This is a genomic window from Geomonas oryzisoli, assembly GCF_018986915.1.
In the GTDB taxonomy this organism is placed as follows: domain Bacteria; phylum Desulfobacterota; class Desulfuromonadia; order Geobacterales; family Geobacteraceae; genus Geomonas; species Geomonas oryzisoli.
On sequence record NZ_CP076723.1, the window covers coordinates 2941136 to 2960034 of the forward strand.

Sequence of the window (18899 nt, forward strand, 5' to 3'; positions counted from 1 at the left end):
GCGAAAGCCCTGACCTTCGTTTAATTAGTCTACTCCAATCTATGCAGCGTAATTGAGAATACAACGTAGATGACGCAATGCAAGCCGGAGCGGTTAAATACTCCAATGGCCCCTGAGGGGGCTAAAAGCGCTGCCGCGGTCTGCAGAAAAGAGATGTCATTGCGAGGAGGGGAAAGGTGTCGGAGCAGAAGCAGGGAATCAGGACTGCGATGTTGCGGGGGCTAGCTGCTGATTGGCCTTCAACCATGCGACGAAACGCTCCCTGTTCCTTCTCGACAGGATGCGTGCGAACTTGTCCTGGTCGTAGAGATAGAGGCAGTGCCTGATCGAGGTGTAGGCGCTGAAGGTTCTTTCAGGGTTTTCCGCGAGCATGTGGTCGCGATACTCCCTGACGACCTTCAGATTCTCGTTCAGGCACCGGTGCAGTTCGGCCTTTTGCAGGGTGCTGTTTTGCTCGAGTATGTCCTGGACGAAATCATCTACCTTCTCGTCGTCGAAGACGAAGTCACGGAAAAAGTGCCCGGCAATGGGCATGAAATTAAAGGCGTTCACCGTCCTCGTGCCCGAGATAACCGCCTGGCCCGGCGCTTCCGGTTCGACCTGCGTCACCGTCGCCTGCTGCATCAGGTCGGAGGTCGCGTTCCTGATCTCTTTAAACTCACGGTCAGCGAGCTCGAAAAGGGCGGCGAGCACGTTGATCCTGCGCTTCAGATCCACCGGGATCGACTTCTTGTACTTGATCTTATGGTCCAGCATGCTCCAGGCGTCCTGGATCAGCGACCGAATCTGCACCTCGAAGCAGAGATCAGCCGACGGCAGGTTCCTGGTGAGATAAGCCGCCTCAGGGTCCAGTGCCAGATCCATGTGCAGCCCCTTGTAGCCGAAGGAGTCTTCCGTGCTCTCCACAGCTGAAGTCTTGTCGGTGACGTTTAATATCTTGAAATTGCGCTGCAGCAGTTCCGACACCACCGGGACCTCATCTTCATAGAGGCAGACGATACGAACGCCTATCAGGTCCGAGATGAAGTCCCTTATCTGGTAGGGCTGCTCGTCGGCCTCGAGTTTCCCCTGGTACTTGCGCTGGAACTTTTTGATGCACTCCTCTTTGTCCTTGACGCGCCCTTCTACCTTTGTGGTCGCCCCCGCTCCAGTCTGGCTCACGAGGCTTCTGACGATGTCGACAAAGGAGTCCTTCGCCGCAATCAACCGTTTCTCGTTAGTCTCGTAGTATTTCCTGAAAAGTACTTTTTCCCGCTCAAAATCAACTGATGCCATCATCGAATTCCTTATACCTCAAACCGCACAGCCGGAGTTCCTCCGTAGGAAGTGCATATTCGCTCCTGCTCACGAAGCTGTCCGTTGTTCAATAGCACAGGCGGGCTCTTTCAAAAAGGGAATTCGCTCAACGGTGAGGCCGAGGTCGCATCTCAGAAATGCCGCTCTTCGACCTCTTCGGCGGCTTTGTGGCGCTTGGCGGGGGGCTTCCAGAAGCTCGCCTGCCAGTTGTCGATCCCGTTTTCCCGTGCCACCCACGGGGGAAGACCGACCTTGAAATGGCGGGAGAGCGCGTAGACGTAGGGCTCGTACATGAGGCGGAGCTCGGCAAGGTTTTGTTCCAGGACTCCCCTCTCCTTCAGCTTGTAGCCGCTCTCGCGAAGGATGTCGCAGATCTCATCCAGCTTCGCCGAAGGCAGCCGGTCAGCCGGCAGTTGCCGGGGCTGGGTACGGAACACCAGCGCCAGGTCGACCACGGCATGGCGCGACATGGCGAAGGTAAGCTCCGCCTGGCGGTTGCAGGTCCCCTCCACTCCCGCCATGATCAGGGCGCAGGTGTCCAGGATCGAGGTGAGCGCGGCCAACCAGGACTGGTTGTCGTGCTGGGAACGGAAATAGGCGAGCACGGGGTAGGACAGATGCCCTTCGAGGAATTCCGCGGACCAGCGCTCCCACTCGTGCAGCAGTTCGCGAAGGGATTCGGCGCCGCCGTGGTGGCTGTGTCTGCGCAGCATCTCCGAAGCGGTGGGAGGTGAACCGGCCCTGGCGTCAAGCAGGGAGATGCTCACCTCGCGCCGGGCGAAGGATTGGTTCAGGGCCGGCAGGTAGCTGATGACCAGGGCGAGGAACGCGAACCCCATCCCGGATTCGACCACCACCAGCAAACGCCCCAGGCTCGTCTTGGGCACCACGTCGCCGATGCCGAGGGTGAAGAAGGTGGTGCCGCTCAGGTAGAGGTCGCTGATCAGCGCGGTGCCGCCGTCGGAGTAAAAAAGCCAGGAACCGCCCCAGTGGATGAAGGCGAAACCGGTGATCAGCACCGCCGCCCAAAGGCTTAAAAGAAGTAACAGCGACAGCGGCCCGAAGTAGCTCAGCCATGTTTCCCTGCGCCTGGGGGGAACGAAGTTGTGGATGAGCCAGGTCCAGGGACGCCAGCTGCTGCGGTAGAAGACCCGCGTGATTCGGAAGCGGCGCGTCACCCGGCGCGGCAGGATGATGGTTTCGAACCCCTCCCACAGTACCAGGAGCACCAGCACGGCTCCAAGAATCATCGCCACGATAGCCATATCCGCCTCTCATCCGCCCTTCGCACCGCCGTTAACTCTCATAGCATTATAACCTAGAACCATTGGCCACGGAGAAAATCTGAGGACTTCTGAGAAAACCGGAAACCAGACACAAAAAAAGAGGGGTTTCCCCCTCTCGTATTGTGCCTCTCTCAGATTTTCTCAGATTTTCTCCGTGGCTAATGGTTTGCAGCCTTGGAATCTATGCCACGCATGCCTCCTGGGACACCGGCAGCCTTACCTTGAAGGTGGTGCCTGAGCCGGGGACGCTTTCGACGGCGATCTCGCCGTTGTGCTTCCTGATGATGTCGTAGCTGATGGAGAGCCCGAGGCCGGTTCCCTTGCCGACATCCTTGGTCGTGAAAAAGGGCTCGAAAATCCGGTTCACGATCTCCGGCGGGATCCCCGCGCCGGTGTCGCTTACCGAGACGAAGACATCGTCACCGTCGCTCCAGGTTCGGATCACGATCTCCCCTGAGCTCTCGATTGCTTGCGAGGCGTTGATCAGCAGGTTGAGAAATACCTGGTTGAGCTGCTGCGGGTAACAACAGACGGGGGGGAGCACTCCGAACTCCCGCTTCAAGGTGGCGACGTACTTGATCTCGTTCCAGGCGATACTGATGGTGGTCTCGAGGCATTCGTTCAGATCGACCCGCGAGTATTGAACCTGGTCCACCCGGGAGAAGTTCTTCAGGCTCTGCACAATGTGCTGCACCCGCCCTCCCCCTTCCAGCGACTCGGCGATCAGCTGTTTGCCGTCATCGAGGATGTGATCGATCTTCAGCTGCTTCCTGGTCCGGGAGAGGTCGTCACAGACGGCTTGATCCCCTCCTTTGCCGATCGCCTCGTCCTGGGCCGCGATGAACTCCTCCAGTCGTTGCAGGTATTTGCCCAGTGTGGAGAGGTTACTGGTGACGAACCCCATGGGGTTGTTGATCTCGTGGGCGACGCCGGCGGCCAGCTGTCCGATGGAGGCCATCTTCTCCTGCTGGGTGAGGTAGTTGTCCTTCTCCCGGTTCTTCGCCACCTCATCCTGGACCCTGGACTCCAGGGTCAGGTTCAAATCCTCGAGTTCCCGGGCGCGTTCCTGCAACGCTTCCTTGGCCGCGGTCAGCTCGCGCACCCGTTCGGAAATGGCGCGGGACATCATGTTGAAGGCGGCACCCAGCCGCCCGACGTCGTCATGCCCCTCGCGCACCGGCGCCGGTGTCAGGTTGCCGTTGGCGACCTCGAGACTCGCCCTGGTGAGCGTGACCAGGTGTCGGGTCAGCCAGTAGCCGAGCAGGGTCAGTATCACCGTAGAAAGGAACACCTCGATGATGGCGATGGTTCCCCCCTGCAGTAGCAGGAGGTGCCGGGCGGCGACGATCTGGGCGAGATCCAGCCCGAAGTGCAGGGTGCCCAGAGGCTGCCCGGTCTGGTCGATGGGGACGAGCACGTCGTAGCGCGGAGCGCGGGTCCCCTGGAACAACTCGAAGCTTTGACTGGGGGGAGGAAGGGCCTGGTCACGCCCCCAGCCGCTGGAGGCGACCCGCCTCCCGGCGCTGTCCAGGATCACGATGTACTTGACCCCGCCGGCACGGCGGCTCTCGTCGATGACGGCCTGAACGGTTGCGAAGTCCTGCTGGGCAAGGGGGGCGGTAAGCGCGGCAATGAGGACCGGCGACATCTGCTCGGCCTGCCACCGGGCCTGTTTGGTCATGGCACCGTGCAGAAGGCGCAGGCTGTTGAACACCATCACGAACAACATCAGTATCTCGATGCCGATGGCGAGCATCACCAGACGGCCCCGTACCGTTGACCAGGGAGCGAGCGGTCTCATCTTTCTTCTTTTTTAAGCAGCCTTTTGACCTCGGCTGCATAGCGGTCCATACCTTCCAGCTCCCCCTGGTGGAGCTTTCGGTAGCCGCCGAGCTTGTTGGCGTCGAAATAGCGCTTACCCTCCGGTGTCTCCGCAAACGACCACAGTGCCGCGTTGATGGCCTTTTCTCGCGACGACCAGCGCTGGTTCAAGAGGTATACCCGCCCGGCGAGGGGGGTGCTTTGGGCGATGATGCGCAACTGCCCCTGCACCTCCGGGCGCAGCTTCTGGAAGTTGGCGAGCGAGGTGAACCCTGCTGCGGCTTCGCCGGCCAAGAGGAGCTGCGCGACGCTGTCCGAGGCGCTGACGAATTTGACCGGCAAGGTGGTGACGTGATTTTCGACGAGCCAGTGTTCCCCCCACAGGGTTACCAGCGAAGCCGCGCTGAGCCCGAGGACCTTCTTCCCTTTCAGATCCGCGGCCTTTGTTATGTCGCTGTTTCGGGGGACGATGGTGACGGCCTTGAAGTCGGCCTTGTAGGTGAGTTGCGGCAGGTAGTCGGCGTCGAGTTGCAGCAGCCGCGCCTGGTGACCGGTGGTGATGGCGAGATCGTACTTCTGGGCCAGGGCGCGCCGTGCGAACTCATCGAAGTCCGGCGCGGTGACGATCTCCACCGGCATGTTCAGCCTCTTGCCCAGGTAAAGCCGCAACGGCTGGTACATCTCGAGGATGACCCGGGCACTGGTATGGGGGGCCACCCCTATCACGAAACTCCCTTGGGCAGAGGCGATCCCCGGGAGAAGCGTCAGAAACAATACAAGGCCAAAGAGACGGATCATGCTTCGCATTACTCCTCCTTGCATCCATTTCCGCTGCTTGCAATTGCCGGGCGATGCAGGCGGGCGAGCCGCGGCTCCGGCACTTCAAGCATCCGGAAAAGCCAGGTGTGTTAGTTGCTACTGGGTGACCGTATCGGTAAGGGCCGCAGAAACTTGAATTGATCGGCGCGGAGGGCGAGGGGGAAGTCAGGACGGCTTGGCGAACACAGCTATGCGGGCGGTGCAGTACTAAAGCACAAAAAGCCCACCGAGTAAAACCGGCGGGCTTTTGTGCACCTGCAAATTAAAGCGGTGATTGAGCGCTTCAGGCGCCTGTTTCCTTACAAGCGGAAACTACCTGCGCCCGCCATACGGGCCGCGCCCATAATAGCCATAGTCATCGTAGTAATAGCCATGATGGTGCCCATAATAACCGTCCACCGGCACGACAATGCATGCCGACAGCAGTGCCGGCAGCACCGCCAGTGCCACCAGGTAACGGATTTTCCTTTTCATATCCGTGCTCCTTTTCACCGTGCTCCTTATAACTGGAAATGTCGCCACCTCCTTTGATTATAGAGAGATTGGGGTGAAAAGTGGAGACGGCAAAAGGGACTGGCTCCGTTAGGTGCCTGTCCCTCTCGCGGAACGTTCTTTTCAGCTTAGCCACCAAAGGGGGACAGGCACCTGGCGGAGCCAGTCCCCTCTGGCCGCTTCAGGGACGCAACCCCTCCGCCACCACCTCGGCCAGGTCCTTCACCCGGACCGATCCTCCCTGCAGGTCCTTCAGGCCGTCCTCCATCATGGTGAGACAGTAGGGACAGCTGACGCAGATGGTATCGGGATTCTGCCGCAGCGCCTCCTTCACCCGGTTCAGGTTGATCCTCTCCCCTTCCTGCTCCTCCTGCCACATCCGCCCGCCCCCCGCACCGCAACAGAAGGAGCGCCCGGCGTTACGGTCGAACTCCGCGGGTTCGGCTCCGGTCGCCGTCTTCAGAACCTGCCGGGGCGCGTCGTAGACGTCGTTGTGCCGCCCCAGGTAGCAGGAGTCGTGGAAAAGCAGCCGCCCCAGGTCGGCAACCCGCTGCTTCAGCTGCAACTGTCCGGCGGCGAGGAGCGCGGCTATCAGTTCGGAGTGGTGCACGACTTCCAGTTCGATGCCGTACTGGCGGTAGTCGTTTTTGAGCGTCGAAAAGCAGTGCGGACACTGGGTGACGATCTTCCTTACCCCGCGTTGAGCGAAGAGGTCGACGTTCTCCCGCGCGGTGCGGTCGAAGACGTACTCGTTGCCGAGGCGGCGCAGGCTGTCCCCGCAACAGCGCTCGTCCTTGCCCAGCGTTCCCCAGGAGACGCCGGCGGCGTCGAGGATGGAGGCGAGCGCCACCGTCACCTGCTTCTGCCGTGCATCGAAGGCGCCCGCGCAACCGACGTAGAGCAGGTACTCGGTCTGCCCCGCTTCAAACGGCCTGACCTGCATGGTGGCATGCCACTTGGTCCTCTCGGTGGGGGCGATCCCCCAGGGGTTGCTCCTGGCCTCGATGTTTTCGAAGAAGGTGGCCAGTTCTTCGGGGAATGAGGCCTTCATCTGCACCAGGTGACGGCGCATCTTGACGATCTTTGGCATGTGCTCGATGAGCACCGGGCACACGTTCATGCAGGCCCCGCAGGTGGTGCAGGCCCAGACGGTCGCTTCGGTCGCGCTCCCCTCCCCTTCCGCTCCGATCAGCGGCACGGCAGGCTTCTCCCCGGCACGCAGCGCGGCGCCGTTGGCCAACAGGTTGGTCTTCACGGCATGGATCACGGCGCGCGGATTCAGGGACTTCCCGGTCGCCGATGCGGGGCAGGCCTCCTGGCAGCGGCCGCACTCTGTGCAGGAAAAGGAATCGAACAGATCCTTCCAGGTGAACTCGTCCACACGCCCGACGCCGAAGCTCATCCCCCTGGCGAACTGTTCGCGCGGCTGCGTGTTCGGTTGTTCGCGGCCGGCCAGGAAGCAGTTGGGGATGGCAGTCAGGATGTGCATGTGCTTGCTCTGGGGAAGATAGGCGAGGAAGGAAAGGAGCGCCAGGGCGTGCAGCCACCAGGACCAGGTTGCCAGGGCAGCGGGATCGGCGGCCAGCGCGTCCGGCAGGTGCCGCGCGATGAACGCCGACACCGGCATGGCGGCGGGAATCTCGACCCCCATGGCGATCCGCGCGGCGTGCAGGCCGAAATAGGCCAGCATGAGCAGGGCGATCAGGGAAAGGATCAGGAACGCCTCCGGGCTGCGCGCCTTGACGTAGTCGCTGCTCAGGGACGGTTCGGGGAAGAAGAGCCTGCGGGCGCAGGCGATAAGGACGCAGGCGAGCGTCAGCAGGGAGACCAGATCGAAGAGGAGGAGCAGGGCGTGCTGGAGCGGCGCGGGGAGCGCGGCAAGGGTTACCTGCGGCAGCATGCCGCTCGCCAGGAACTCGGCGTTGGCGGCGGCAAGGATGATGAAGGACCAGAAGATGACGAAATGGTTCATCCCGAAGGGCTTGCCGAGCACCCGCTGTTGGCCGAAAGCAAGGCGGAGCATGCGCGAGAACCGGGTCCCCGGCGCGTCGAGGCGGTTCTCGGGGCGGCCGAGGGCGACCAGGCTGAACCGGCGGTAACAGCCGATGACAAAAGCGGAGGCGGAGAGAAGCAGGAGTACGGCAAAGAGTTTCGGGTTCGGAGACATGGTCATTCCTTTAAATGCACAAAGGCTTTAACGCAAAGGCGCGGAGGCGCAGAGACGCAAGGTAAAAACGTGTGACGGGTTAAACCCCACTGCTTCGTCTTTGCGCCTTCGCGCCTTGGCGCCTTTGCGTTAGGGCTTTTACGTCTTTTAGCCGTTGCTGCAGACCGCCGTTTCCGGCGCCTTCTGTTTCAGGCTCCGCAACCGCTCGGTAAGGGCCGGGACGACTTGGAAGAGGTCGCCGACGATGCCAAGATGGGCGACTTCGAAGATGGGTGCCTCGGGATCTCGGTTGATGGCGATGATGACGTCGGAGTCCTGCATGCCGACCAGGTGCTGAATGGCGCCGCTGATGCCGCAGGCTATGTAGATCTTGGGACGCACGGTCTTGCCGGTCTGCCCCACCTGCCGCTCGTGCGGCATCCATCCGGCATCGACCGCGCTGCGCGAGGCGCCGACCACGCCGCCCAACTCGTCGGCCAACTCCTGCAGCAGCACGAAGTTCTCCTTACCCATCATGCCGCGCCCGCCGGAAACGATGAACTCCGCGCCGGCAACGTCCACCTGGTCCTTGTTCCGGTCCGAAACGATCTCCAGCACCTTGGTGAGAATGTCTTCTTCCCGTACTTTGCTGCGCAGGCGGATCACGGTGCCGCTGCTCCCCGCGACGCGCTCGGGAAGCGGCATGACGTGGGGACGAACCGTGGCCATCTGGGGACGGAACCTGTCGCACATGATGGTGGCCATGATGTTGCCGCCGAAGGCGGGACGGGTCTGCATCAGGTTGCGCTTGTCGTCGATGCCGAGCCCGGTACAGTCCGCGGTGAGCCCGGTGCCGACCACGGTCGCCACGGCTCCGGCCAGATCGCGCCCCAGCCCCGTCGCCCCCATGAGCACGATCTCCGGACGGTAATCGTCGATCATCCGGCAGACCGCCTTCAGGTACGCCTCGGTGCGGTAGTGCCGGAACACCGGCTCATCCACCAGGTAGGCTTGATCGGCCCCATAGCAGAAGGACTCGTAACAGAGTTCCTCGACCCGCGATCCCACCACGACGGCGGAGAGCGGCACCCCCAGGGTGTCGGCCAGTTCCCTCCCCTTCCCCATCAGCTCCCAGGAAACCCGGGCCGGCTCCCCTTCGGTCTGCTCAACGAAGACCCACACGCCGCGGTAGGCGGCGAGTTTTTCCGCGAGCGCCCGCGCCTCGGGATCGGCTTCGGCCTCACCACCGGCCGGATCCGACGCCAGCTGCTCCAGGATGCGCCGCTCTTCCGTCGTGAAGACGATCTCCAGCGCCTGGACCGGACAGACCTTGACGCACTTCACGCAGCCGATGCATTTGTCGGCGATGATCTCCGGCTCGCCGCCACCGGTCATCTCGACGGCATCGACCGGGCAGGCACTTTGGCAGCGCCCGCCGCAGGCGATACACCTTCCCTCCATAAGCCGCGCCTTCCCGCGCGGCCTTTTTATCTTTCCCTGCACCTCGCTCATCACCTGGGCTCCCTATACGACGAGCAGATCGCTGCTCACAAGTTTGTCGATCAGCAGTTTGGCGGCGCCTGCCGGGTCAGCGGCGCCATCGCCCACGATCTCCCCTTTCTGCCGCTCGGGCGAAAAGATCCGGCTCACCCAGGTCGGGGAGCCTTTCAGGCCGATCCCCTCCTGGTCCAGTTGCAGCTCCTGGTTGCTCCAGACCTGCACCGTCGCCTCCTCTGATTCCAGCCGCATAGGGACGGTCGGGTAGCGGGGCCGGTTCAGCTCGCGCACCACGGTTAGCAGCACGGGCAGAGGTGCATCAACCATCTCGTGGCGCCCTTCCAGCTTGCGCCGCACCGTGATCCGGTCCTGCAGGGGGTCGAGTTTTTCGACCCGATCGACCAGGGTGAGTTGGGTGTAACCAAGGCGCGTTGCGATGCCGGGGCCGACCTGGGCCGTATCGCCGTCGATGGTCTGCTTGCCGCAAATGACGATGCCGACTTTTTCCTGCCGGTTGAGCCTCGCGATCGCCTCCGAGAGGACCCGGCTGGTCGCCAGGGTGTCCGCCCCTCCGAAGACGCGATCGGAAAGGAGGATCGCCTGGTCCACCCCGAGGGCCAGTGCCTTCTTGAGCGTGGCCTCGGCATTGGGAGGGCCCATGGAAAGCGCGGCGACGCGGAAGCCGAAGCGGTCCTTCAGTCTGAGCGCCTCTTCCAGGGCATGGGCGTCGTACGGGTTCACGATGAAGGGGATTCCCTCGCGAATCAGGGTGTTGGTGACCGGGTCGATCTGAACCTGGGTGGTGTCCGGTACCTGTTTGATGCAGACTACGACGAGCATGAACACTCCACTAAAGTTGACGTTGACGTAAAATGCAAAGTCTTGGCAAAAAAAATTCTTGCTGATGCCGAAAATCTTGCTACGTTCCCACCTTAGCAAAATCCTCTCTGTCTCCCCTTCGCAAAGGGGAGGACGCGAGTTCTCGTGCTGCCCTTCGTGAACAGCAGACAGGTGCTCCCGTAATTCTCGGCGGAGTGCGGAGTGTCGACCACTAACAGCGCACGTGCCCTAGAGTCCCCCCTTTGCGAAGGGGGGACAGGGGGGATTTGCCTCTGGGCAACCCCCCTTCGCAAAGGGGGACTTACAAAGCGAAAGGCCCTAAAAATTTCGTGCTACGCCCGTTTCACCTTGGGAATGAAGATCTGCTCCGGGTCGAGCACTTCGTGGATGAAATGCAGCTCCTCCCTGGTGGGAGGGAGGGTTTCGCCGCTAACCCGGGTGATGTCGAGGTCGAACTGACACATCTCCCGGATCTGCTCGGGCGTGTTGCCGGCATGACAGGTATCGAGGTAGATCCGGCCGGTCTCGTCATCGAAACGGAACACACCCAGCGTGGATATGACCGCCGAGGGGCCGCCGCGGTAGGCCGCGCCGTAGAGCTCGCGCCGATGCACGGTTTCACCGCCAGGCCACTTGCGCACCCGCCAGCCGGGGCTGGTGATGTAGCTCACCTGCTCGGTGAAGCGGCGCTTTTCATGCACCATGATGAACACGGTGCGCCTGGCGAAGGAGTTGATGTCGGGGTTGCCGCCGCTGCCGGTCAGGCGCAGCTCCGGGCTCAGGTAATCGCCGATGCAGGTCGTGTTGACGTTGCCGTACTGGTCCACCTCGGCGCCCCCTAGGAACCCCAGGTCGACGTAGCCGCGCTGGGCGATGCTGAAGGCGTCGTGCAGGCCCGAGGAGCGCGAGGCGCCCATCTCGCAGCGGGCGTCGCCGACCGAGGTGGGAATCTCCGGCGGCCGGCCGTCCAGCGTCCCGGCCTCGAAGATCAGCTTGAGGTTGGGCGCGTGGGTCTTCTGCGCCAGCATGATGGCCACCATGGGGAGCCCGGTGCCGGCGAAGACGATTTCGTGGTCCTGCACCTCGCGGGAGGCGGCGCAGCAGAGGAGATCGGCCAGCCCGTATTCTTCAGGTTTTGCGAACTCTTTGTTCATGTCACTGCCCCCTTTTCACGCCGGTGCTGTACTTGAGCGCTGTATTGGCTTTCAGGTTCAGCATCTTCGGCCAGCCGAGCTTCTCCAGGTAGGCCACGTGGTCCAGACCGTGAATCCACTCCTTGGCAAAGGCATCGAACCCTTCCTGGGTCCTGGTCTTGGCGTAGAAGTCCTTCAGGAAAGCGCCATCCACATCGTAGCGGCCGAACATCCCCGTGGGGTGGGCGCCGAAGGGGACTTCGAGGATGTGATCGACCTCGAAGCTGGTGATGGTATTCAGGTCGCTGTCGCGCCTAAGGTACTCTTCCGGGACGATCTCCTCCGCGATGACGATGGTGACGTCGGCCGCCCTGGCCACCTCGGGATCTGAGTAGAACTGGCCGTTCACCCGCACCGTCCCCTCCTCCCCCACCTGCTGCACGCAGAGGATGGCCACGTCCACCTTGGCCGCCGGGACCAGCACCTGGGCGCCGGCACCGTAGAAGGGATCTTCGGTGAAGCGGTATTTGTGGCTGGGGATGCGCTTGCCGTCGCGAAGCCCTGCGTTGCCGAGCGTGTCGTAGGCGGGATTGTGGATGTCGGTGCCGAGCGAGGTCTGGGTCACGGCGTAGGGAGCGCCCGAGGCGGCCGCGCTGAAGCGGAACAGCATCTCGGCGTGGCTGTAATCCTCGACCAGGATCTCCTTGTTGCCGACCTTTCTGGAGAGGTTGGCGCCGTACTTGCCGTAGAGCTCATGGCCGACCCAGCACGACTCCCAGATGTCGACGCACCCGGCACCGACCAGGAACTCGGTCTGGGGGCCGCCGTTCACCTCGATGAGGTGGAGTCCCTTCTTCCTTTGCCGGATCAGTTCGTAGACCAGCGCGAAGGGGCGCCGCCAGATGGTGAAGCCGGAAAAGGTCAGGCTGGAGCCGTTTTTCACGATCTCGGCCGCCTGCTGCAACGTAATCCGCTTGCCGCTACTCATGCGTCCCTCCTTGAGACGAGGTTAAGGGCTCAACCTGTCTTTAGCTGTGGTTCTTCAGAATCTCGCGGGCGATGATGACGCGCTGGATTTCACTGGTTCCCTCGTAGATGGAGGTGATCCTGACGTCGCGGGCGTAGCGCTCGACCGGGAAATCGGCGGTGTAGCCGTAGCCACCCAGCATCTGCACGGCGTTGTAGCAGGCACGATTGGCGGCCTCGGTGGCGAAGAGCTTGGCCATGGAGGCTTCTTTGGCGAAGGGACGGCCGCTCTCTTTGCGGAAGGCGGCGCTCATCAGCAAAAGGCGCGCAGCCTCCAGTTCGGTGTAGCTGTCGGCGATCTTCCACTGGGTAGCCTGGAAAGCGCTGATCTTCTGCCCGAACTGCACCCGCTCGGTGCTGTACCGGGTGGCGTAGTCCATGGCGGCGAGACCTATGCCGAGCGCCAGGGAACCGATGCCGATCCTCCCGCCACCCAACTCGGCGACGGCAATCCGGAAACCGTCGTTCAGCTTCCCCATCAGCGCGTCCTTCGGGATGCGGCAGTTGTCAAAGACCACTTCGTTGGTGGCCGAGGCGTGCTGCCCGGTTTTCTCCTCCTGCTTGCCGATGACGAGCCCCGGCGTCCCCTGCTCCACCAGGAAACAGCTGATCCCCTTCCCTTTGGGCGCCTCCTTGTCGGTCACCGCCCAGACCACGAAGACGCCGGCGTAGGGCGCGCTGGTGATGAAGATCTTGGAGCCGTTCAAAACCCAGCTGTCGCCGTCGAGAACGGCGGTGGTGGTCATGCCGGCAGGATCGGATCCGGCGCCGGTCTCGGTGAGGGCGAAGCTCCCGGCGGCGTAGGCGCCGGAACAGATGCGCGGGATATACTTCTCCTTCTGCTCCTGCGAGCCGATCGCCTGGATCACCTCGCACACCATGTTGTTCACCGAGACGGTCACCGCGGTGGAGGCGCAGGCGCGGGCGATTTCGGTCATGGCGACACTGAAGGCGACCACACCGGCCTCGGAACCGCCATACTCCCCCTGGACGTTCAGCCCCATGAAGCCCAACTCCGCCAGCTTCTTCAGGTTGGCAAGGAAGGCGGGATGATCCCCCTCACGGTCCAGCTTGGCCGCGAGCGGTTCCAGCACGGAACGGGCGAAGTTGCGGGCGGTTTCCTGGATCAGCTTCTGTTCTTCGGTAAGTTCGAGAAACATCGGTGTCTCCCACTTTCAACTCCGGTTGCTGTTCGCCTTCCTGCAGGGGCCGCTGCCCCCTCCCTAACCCTCCCCCTCCGGGGGAGGGGACGGACCGGCATCACTACTGTTTCATCGTGCGCACTTGGCGGTGAAGGCGGGGACGAACTGCATCACGTCGGCCACCACCAGGACGTCGGCGATCTCGCCGATGGGGGCGTCCTTGTCCTTGTTGATGGCGACGATGAAGTCGGCCTTCTTCATACCGGCCAGGTGCTGGATGGCGCCACTGATGCCGCAGGCGACGTACAGCTTCGGGCTCACGGTCTGCCCCGTGGTACCGACCTGGTGGCTGTGATCGATCCAGCCGGCATCGACCACAGGGCGGCTCGCGCCGAGCTCTCCCCCCAGGGCGCTGGCCAGGGCGGCGATGACGGGGACGTTGTCCTTCTTGCCCACGCCGCGGCCGGCGCTCACGATCACCTCGGCCCGGGTCAGGTCGACCCCCTTCTGCTCGGCCGCCTCGTAGCCTACGAACTCGATGCCTGAGTCGGCCTGGGACAGCTCCAGGGGTTCCACCTGCGGCGTCCCCTGCGGTTCACCGGCCAGGGTGAAGGCGCCGGCCTGGATGGTGAGGACCAAAAGGGGACAGGCACCTGACGGAGCCAGTCCCCTTGCAGGCGTCACGGTCCGGCGCAGCTTGGCGTTGCAGACGTTCACCTCGAAGGCGCCTTCGTTAAGCGCCACGATCTCGGACACCTGCCCCACCTTCAGGGCCGCGGCGACACGCGGGGCGAGATCCCAGCCGTATGAGGAGTGGACGAAGACGATGCAGTCCGGGTTCTCCCGCTCCACCGCCTGCAGCACCAGCTTCTTGTGCAGGTCCGGATTGTACTCGCCGTACTTCGCGGCGTCGGCCAGGTACAGCCTGCCGTCGTATTTCGGAAGTTGTGACTGGTTTCCCACCAGCAGCAGCGCGCTCTCGGCGCCGAGCCGATCGGCGAAGGCCAGAAGTTCGTAGGTGGTGTCGAGGAGCTTGCCCTGCCGGTATTCCCCTATCAGTAACGCTTTCATTGATCCCTCCGTTGCAGCGCTATTTTGTCGCCCCGTTGCGGTGGCGGTCGGTTCTCCCTCGTTTAGAGAGGGGGACAGGCACCTGCGGAGCCAGTCCCCTCCGCCCTGCCCTCGCTATCTGAGCACCGCGATCTTTTCCTTCAGTATCCCCATGAGCCGGTCCACCTGGTTGCCCAGTTCCCCTTCCAGCACGATGCCGCCTCCCTTCTTGGCCGGAGGATAGATCGCGGCGGTGGCGGTCAGTTCCGCTTCCTGGGAGAGTTCGGCCACCGGGAAGGTGGCGATCTCCTTCTTCTTCGCCTTCATGATGTTGGGAAGCGTCGGGTAACGCGGGGTGTTGAGCCCCAGCTGGCAGGTGACCAGCGCCGGGAGCTTCAGCTTCGCCACGCCTTTGATCCCCCCTTCCAGTTCCCGCTTCACGGTCACGGTGCCGCCGTCGTAGCTGAAGCCGACCAGGGTGGTGGCGCAGGAGATACCAAGGAGCTCGGCGACGGTGACGCCGACCTGGGCCGAGCCGCGGTCCTGGGACTGCATGCCGGTGAAGATGAGGTCGAAGCCCTGCCCCTTGGCGTAGCTCGCGATGATCGAGGCGATCTGCCAGGGATCCTTCTGGTAGTAGCGATCGTCCTGGATGTGGACGGCGCGGTCCCCGCCCATGGCGAGCGCCTTCTTGATCGCCTCCACCGTCCGCTCCGGGCCGATGGAGAGGACCGTGATCTCGGGCTCCCCACCCAGTTGCTCCTTGAGCTGGACCGCCTGCTCGACCGCGTACTCGTCGTATTCGTTCATGCGGAAGGCGAGGTCGGCCTCGTCGTACCAGGTCTTGTCGCCGTTGGCCCTGAACCGGGACTCCATGTCCGGTACCTGTTTGATGCATACCAGTATCTTCATAGCTTCCTCCTCTGAATTCTTTGCGGCGTCACGCCGACACACCTTCCGCAGCCGCCAGCCGCTCTTCTTCCGGCGGGGCCTGCTCCTTTCTCCCGGACGCCTCGGCCAGCGACACCACCGCGGCCAGGCTCAGTTCCTTTTCCGGCGTCCCGAAGTTCACCGGCGTGGCCAGCCGTTCCACCACGACCTCGGCCAGGTCCCGCACCGCCAGTTTCCCTTCGCACTCGCCGGTCTTGATGCCGTCCTCGAACATGGTGAGGCAGAAGGGGCAGTTGGAGACGATGAGCGGCGCGCCGGTCGCCTCGGCCATTTTGACCCGCTGCACGTTGATCCGGTTGCCAAGTTTCTCCTCGGCGAGGATCCGGCCGCCGCCGGCCCCGCAGCAGAAACTCTCCAGCCCGGACCGCTGCATCTCGTTGATCCTCCCTCCCGCCACGTGCAGCACGTTGCGCGGCTGCTCCATGATTCCCTGGTAGCGCCCCAGGTAGCAGGAGTCGTGGTAGGTGTAATCGAACTGGTGCGGAGCGAGGGTGAGCGCGCCCTCGCCGATGAGCCGGTCGATGAACACCGTGTAGTGCTCGACCTCGATATCGAGCCCCAGGTCGCGGTAGTCGCGCCCCAGGGTGTTCAGGCAGTGGGGGCAGGTGGTGACGATCTTCTTCACGCCGTACCCCTTGATCAGCTCGATGTTCTCCTGCGCGGTCATCTGGTACAGGTACTCGTTGCCCAGCTTGCGCAGCGGCTCGCCGCAGCAGCGCTCCTCCTTGCCCAGGATGCCGACGCTCACCCCGGCAGCGTCGCAGATCTTCACGAAGCTCTTGGCCACCTCCTGGTTTCTCTTGTCAAAGGAGGCGTAGCAGCCGACGAAGTAGAGGATATCGGCCTCCTCCCCGTCGGAGAGATGCCGCACCGGGAGACCGTCGGCCCACTTGCCGCGTTCGGCGTAGGCCATGCCGAAGGGATTGCCGTTCACCTCGACGTTGTTGGCAGCGACCATGACCTCCTCGCCGGGAAACTCCCCCTGCATGAGCACCAGGTTGCGCCTCATCTCGATGACCTTGTTGACGTGCTCCACCTGTGCCGGGCAGATCTCCTGGCAGGAACGGCAGGTGGTGCAGGACCAGAGGGCGTCGCGTCCAACGGTCCCGATCAGGTCCGCCTGCGGCGCCGTGCACGCCGTTTCGCCGATCTGCTGCACCACCTGCATGGGCGAAAGCGGTTTCTCCGTGTTGAAGGCGGGACAGCGGTCCTGGCACCTTTTGCAGCTGGTGCAGGCGTCGGCGTCGAAAATGTCCTTCCAGGTGAGGTCGGCGACCTTGTCCACCCCGAAATGTTCGACCCCTTCGGCCTCGAGATCGATGGTGTCGATGCTCCCCTTCGGCCTCAAATCGACGAAGAGGTAGTTGGCGGGGGTGGTTAAGAGGTGACGGAACTTGGTCCACGGGATGGCGGCGATGAAGCCGGTCACCAGCAGGAAATGGCACCACCACCAGAGCCGGTGCAGTTCCTTGAGGGACTGCAGGTCGAGTGCTGCGAACTGGCCGGCGACGAAGAGCCCTATCGGCGAGAAGCGGGCCAGCTCCGGGTTCTGGTTCAGCTCGGTGGCGGCCATGCGCACGCCTTCGGCCAGGAAGCCGGTGATGATGATGGCGGACAGAAGGCCGTGCATCAGGTAATCGTCGCGGGTGATCTTGAGCCCCTCCGGACGGGCCACGAAGCGCCGCAGCGCGAGGCCGAACAGGGTGAAGAGCGCGGCCAGCCCGGCCAGGTCCAGCACCAGCGAGTATCCCTTGTAGAAGCTGCCGGTGAGAATCCTGACGCCGAAGAGCGGCTGCGAGAAATCGGCCTGCGCCATGACGAAAAGCGTCCCGATGAAGAGGACGACGAAGCCCCAGAAGAACAGTGCGTGCGGGATCCCGGGGCCGGCGACGCGCAGCACCCTGGTCTGGCCGAACAGGTTCGTCGCCGTCAGCGCGATCCGTTCACGGAGGTTGTCCAGGCGGTTTACGGGTCTCCCCTGGCGGTAGACCTCGATCCGCTTCCAGCACCCGTAGGCACAGGCGGCGAAGGCCAGCAGCGTCAGCAGGTACATCGGGAGCACCACGCCGTGCCCTACGTTCCAATAGATTTCCCTGGTAGCTTCCATAAATCACTCCTGCGTGTTGACTGATGCCGATTGCCCCTGCCCGGCTTCCCCCCACCCAGCCTCCCCCCTCCTGGGGGAGGAGTTACGCGAGAAGCATCTTCGAGATGACCACGCGCTGCACCTCGTTGGTCCCCTCGTAAATCTCGGTGATCTTGGCGTCGCGGTACATGCGCTCCACCTCGTAGTCGCAGATGAAGCCGTAGCCGCCGTGGATCTGGATCGCTTCCTTGGTGACGTAGGTGGCGGCCTCGGAGGCGAGCATCTTGCACATCGCCGACTCCGCCGTGTAGTTCTTCTTGGCGTCCTTGAGGCAGGCCGCCTTGTAGGTCATCAGCTTGCTGGTCTCGATGCGGGTGTACATGTCGGCCAGCTTGAACTGGACCGCCTGCAGCTCGCAGATGGGGTGGTCGAACTGCTTGCGCTCCTTGGAGTAGGAAAGCGCCCGCTCGAAGGCACCCTCGGCGATGCCCAGCGCCTGCGAGGCGATGCCGATGCGCCCGCCGTTCAGGGTGTCCATGGCGATCTTGAAGCCCTGCCCTTCCTGGCCCAGGAGGTTCTCGGCCGGGATGCGGACGCCGTCCAGGGCGAAGGCGGTGGTGTAGCTGCCGCGGATGCCCATCTTGTTCTCGTTCTTGAGGATCTCGACGCCCGGGGAGTTGAGGTCGATGATGAAGGCCGAGACACCCCTGTGTTTGAGGCTCTTGTCTGAGGTGGCGAACAGGACGCCGGTGCCCCGGTAGCCGCCGTTGGTGATGAAGATCTTGGAGCCGTTGATGACGAACTCATCGCCCTCGCGGCGGTAGGTCGTGGAGATGGCCCCGGCGTCGCTGCCGGCGTCCGGCTCGGTGAGGAGGAAACAGCCGATCACCCGGCCGGTGTTGAGCGCCGGGAGCCACTTCTTCTTCTGCGTCTCGGTGCCGAAGGTGTAGATCGGGCCGCAGGCCAGGGAGGTGTGGGCCGAGATGAGCACGCCGCTGGAGCCGCACGCCTTGGAGACCTCCTCGACCACGATGGCGTAGGAGAGCATGTCGAGGCCGGCCCCGTCGTACTCCTCGGGGAAGTAGCTCCCCAGAAAGCCCATTTCACCCATCTTTTGCACCAGCGCGTCCGGAATCATGTGCTCCTCGTCGATCTTCATCGCGATCGGCTTGATCTCCTTCTCCACGAACTCGCGCACCGAATCCCTCAATACCTTGTGGTCCTGGCTCAGTTCGAAATCCATCGCATCCTCCCCCTTTTTAGAAGACGTTCTATGTTCTACGTTCTAAGTTCTACGTTTACCCCACTAATGCT

Annotated in this window: 15 protein-coding genes; all 15 read right to left on the minus strand. The window is 62.9% G+C overall.

What is annotated here, in order from left to right:
• Positions 1-198: 198 nt before the first annotated feature.
• The 15 genes from KP004_RS12870 to KP004_RS12940 all read right to left on the minus strand — a co-directional run bounded on the left by KP004_RS12870 (position 199) and on the right by KP004_RS12940 (position 18828).
• Positions 199-1275, minus strand: a complete 1077-nt coding sequence (locus KP004_RS12870) for a GTP pyrophosphokinase (RefSeq protein WP_216798934.1) — start codon at positions 1273-1275, stop codon at positions 199-201.
• 152 nt (positions 1276-1427) lie between these two features.
• Positions 1428-2561 carry a potassium channel family protein gene (locus KP004_RS12875; RefSeq protein WP_216798935.1) on the minus strand — a complete coding sequence of 378 codons (1134 nt, stop codon included), beginning with the start codon at positions 2559-2561 and terminating at the stop codon, positions 1428-1430.
• Between the two features lie 202 nt (positions 2562-2763).
• A complete protein-coding gene (locus KP004_RS12880; protein WP_216798936.1) occupies positions 2764-4383 on the minus strand; it encodes a sensor histidine kinase in 1620 nt (539 codons plus the stop codon).
• Positions 4380-5210, minus strand: a complete 831-nt coding sequence (locus KP004_RS12885; protein WP_216798937.1) for a phosphate/phosphite/phosphonate ABC transporter substrate-binding protein — start codon at positions 5208-5210, stop codon at positions 4380-4382. Before KP004_RS12885 ends, KP004_RS12880 begins: the two co-directional genes overlap by 4 nt.
• A gap of 324 nt (positions 5211-5534) precedes the next feature.
• Positions 5535-5696: a hypothetical protein gene (locus tag KP004_RS12890; protein WP_216798938.1), complete on the minus strand. Its 162-nt coding sequence runs from the start codon at positions 5694-5696 to the stop codon at positions 5535-5537.
• Between the two features lie 199 nt (positions 5697-5895).
• Positions 5896-7881, minus strand: coding sequence for a (Fe-S)-binding protein (locus KP004_RS12895; protein ID WP_216798939.1), 1986 nt, complete (start codon positions 7879-7881; stop codon positions 5896-5898).
• Positions 7882-8028: 147 nt separating this feature from the next.
• Complete coding sequence (locus KP004_RS12900) at positions 8029-9372, minus strand: electron transfer flavoprotein subunit alpha (RefSeq protein ID WP_216798940.1); 1344 nt, start codon at positions 9370-9372, stop codon at positions 8029-8031.
• 12 nt (positions 9373-9384) lie between these two features.
• Positions 9385-10197 (minus strand): electron transfer flavoprotein subunit beta/FixA family protein, encoded by an 813-nt coding sequence (locus tag KP004_RS12905; protein WP_216798941.1) that lies wholly within the window; start codon positions 10195-10197, stop codon positions 9385-9387.
• Between the two features lie 332 nt (positions 10198-10529).
• Positions 10530-11351 carry a CoA-transferase subunit beta gene (locus tag KP004_RS12910; RefSeq protein WP_216798942.1) on the minus strand — a complete coding sequence of 274 codons (822 nt, stop codon included), beginning with the start codon at positions 11349-11351 and terminating at the stop codon, positions 10530-10532.
• A gap of 1 nt (position 11352) precedes the next feature.
• Complete coding sequence (locus KP004_RS12915; RefSeq protein ID WP_216798943.1) at positions 11353-12318, minus strand: CoA transferase subunit A; 966 nt, start codon at positions 12316-12318, stop codon at positions 11353-11355.
• A 40-nt stretch (positions 12319-12358) separates the two neighbouring features.
• Positions 12359-13516, minus strand: coding sequence for an acyl-CoA dehydrogenase family protein (locus KP004_RS12920; RefSeq protein ID WP_216798944.1), 1158 nt, complete (start codon positions 13514-13516; stop codon positions 12359-12361).
• 111 nt (positions 13517-13627) lie between these two features.
• Positions 13628-14569, minus strand: coding sequence for an electron transfer flavoprotein subunit alpha/FixB family protein (locus KP004_RS12925; RefSeq protein WP_216798945.1), 942 nt, complete (start codon positions 14567-14569; stop codon positions 13628-13630).
• A gap of 114 nt (positions 14570-14683) precedes the next feature.
• Positions 14684-15460 (minus strand): electron transfer flavoprotein subunit beta/FixA family protein, encoded by a 777-nt coding sequence (locus KP004_RS12930; RefSeq protein ID WP_216798946.1) that lies wholly within the window; start codon positions 15458-15460, stop codon positions 14684-14686.
• A 28-nt stretch (positions 15461-15488) separates the two neighbouring features.
• Complete coding sequence (locus KP004_RS12935) at positions 15489-17606, minus strand: heterodisulfide reductase-related iron-sulfur binding cluster (protein ID WP_216798947.1); 2118 nt, start codon at positions 17604-17606, stop codon at positions 15489-15491.
• 82 nt (positions 17607-17688) lie between these two features.
• Entirely contained in the window at positions 17689-18828 is a 1140-nt protein-coding gene (locus KP004_RS12940; RefSeq protein WP_216798948.1) for an acyl-CoA dehydrogenase, read from the minus strand.
• Positions 18829-18899: the final 71 nt, after the last annotated feature.

Bases quoted from the DNA above. Each gene is read 5' to 3' on its own strand.
- KP004_RS12870 (WP_216798934.1), bottom strand. From the start codon at position 1,275: ATGGCATCAGTTGATTTTGAGCGGGAAAAAGTACTTTTCAGGAAATAC.
- KP004_RS12875 (WP_216798935.1), bottom strand. From the start codon at position 2,561: ATGGCTATCGTGGCGATGATTCTTGGAGCCGTGCTGGTGCTCCTGGTA.
- KP004_RS12880 (WP_216798936.1), bottom strand. From the start codon at position 4,383: ATGAGACCGCTCGCTCCCTGGTCAACGGTACGGGGCCGTCTGGTGATG.
- KP004_RS12885 (WP_216798937.1), bottom strand. From the start codon at position 5,210: ATGCGAAGCATGATCCGTCTCTTTGGCCTTGTATTGTTTCTGACGCTT.
- KP004_RS12890 (WP_216798938.1), bottom strand. From the start codon at position 5,696: ATGAAAAGGAAAATCCGTTACCTGGTGGCACTGGCGGTGCTGCCGGCA.
- KP004_RS12895 (WP_216798939.1), bottom strand. From the start codon at position 7,881: ATGTCTCCGAACCCGAAACTCTTTGCCGTACTCCTGCTTCTCTCCGCC.
- KP004_RS12900 (WP_216798940.1), bottom strand. From the start codon at position 9,372: ATGAGCGAGGTGCAGGGAAAGATAAAAAGGCCGCGCGGGAAGGCGCGG.
- KP004_RS12905 (WP_216798941.1), bottom strand. From the start codon at position 10,197: ATGCTCGTCGTAGTCTGCATCAAACAGGTACCGGACACCACCCAGGTT.
- KP004_RS12910 (WP_216798942.1), bottom strand. From the start codon at position 11,351: ATGAACAAAGAGTTCGCAAAACCTGAAGAATACGGGCTGGCCGATCTC.
- KP004_RS12915 (WP_216798943.1), bottom strand. From the start codon at position 12,318: ATGAGTAGCGGCAAGCGGATTACGTTGCAGCAGGCGGCCGAGATCGTG.
- KP004_RS12920 (WP_216798944.1), bottom strand. From the start codon at position 13,516: ATGTTTCTCGAACTTACCGAAGAACAGAAGCTGATCCAGGAAACCGCC.
- KP004_RS12925 (WP_216798945.1), bottom strand. From the start codon at position 14,569: ATGAAAGCGTTACTGATAGGGGAATACCGGCAGGGCAAGCTCCTCGAC.
- KP004_RS12930 (WP_216798946.1), bottom strand. From the start codon at position 15,460: ATGAAGATACTGGTATGCATCAAACAGGTACCGGACATGGAGTCCCGG.
- KP004_RS12935 (WP_216798947.1), bottom strand. From the start codon at position 17,606: ATGGAAGCTACCAGGGAAATCTATTGGAACGTAGGGCACGGCGTGGTG.
- KP004_RS12940 (WP_216798948.1), bottom strand. From the start codon at position 18,828: ATGGATTTCGAACTGAGCCAGGACCACAAGGTATTGAGGGATTCGGTG.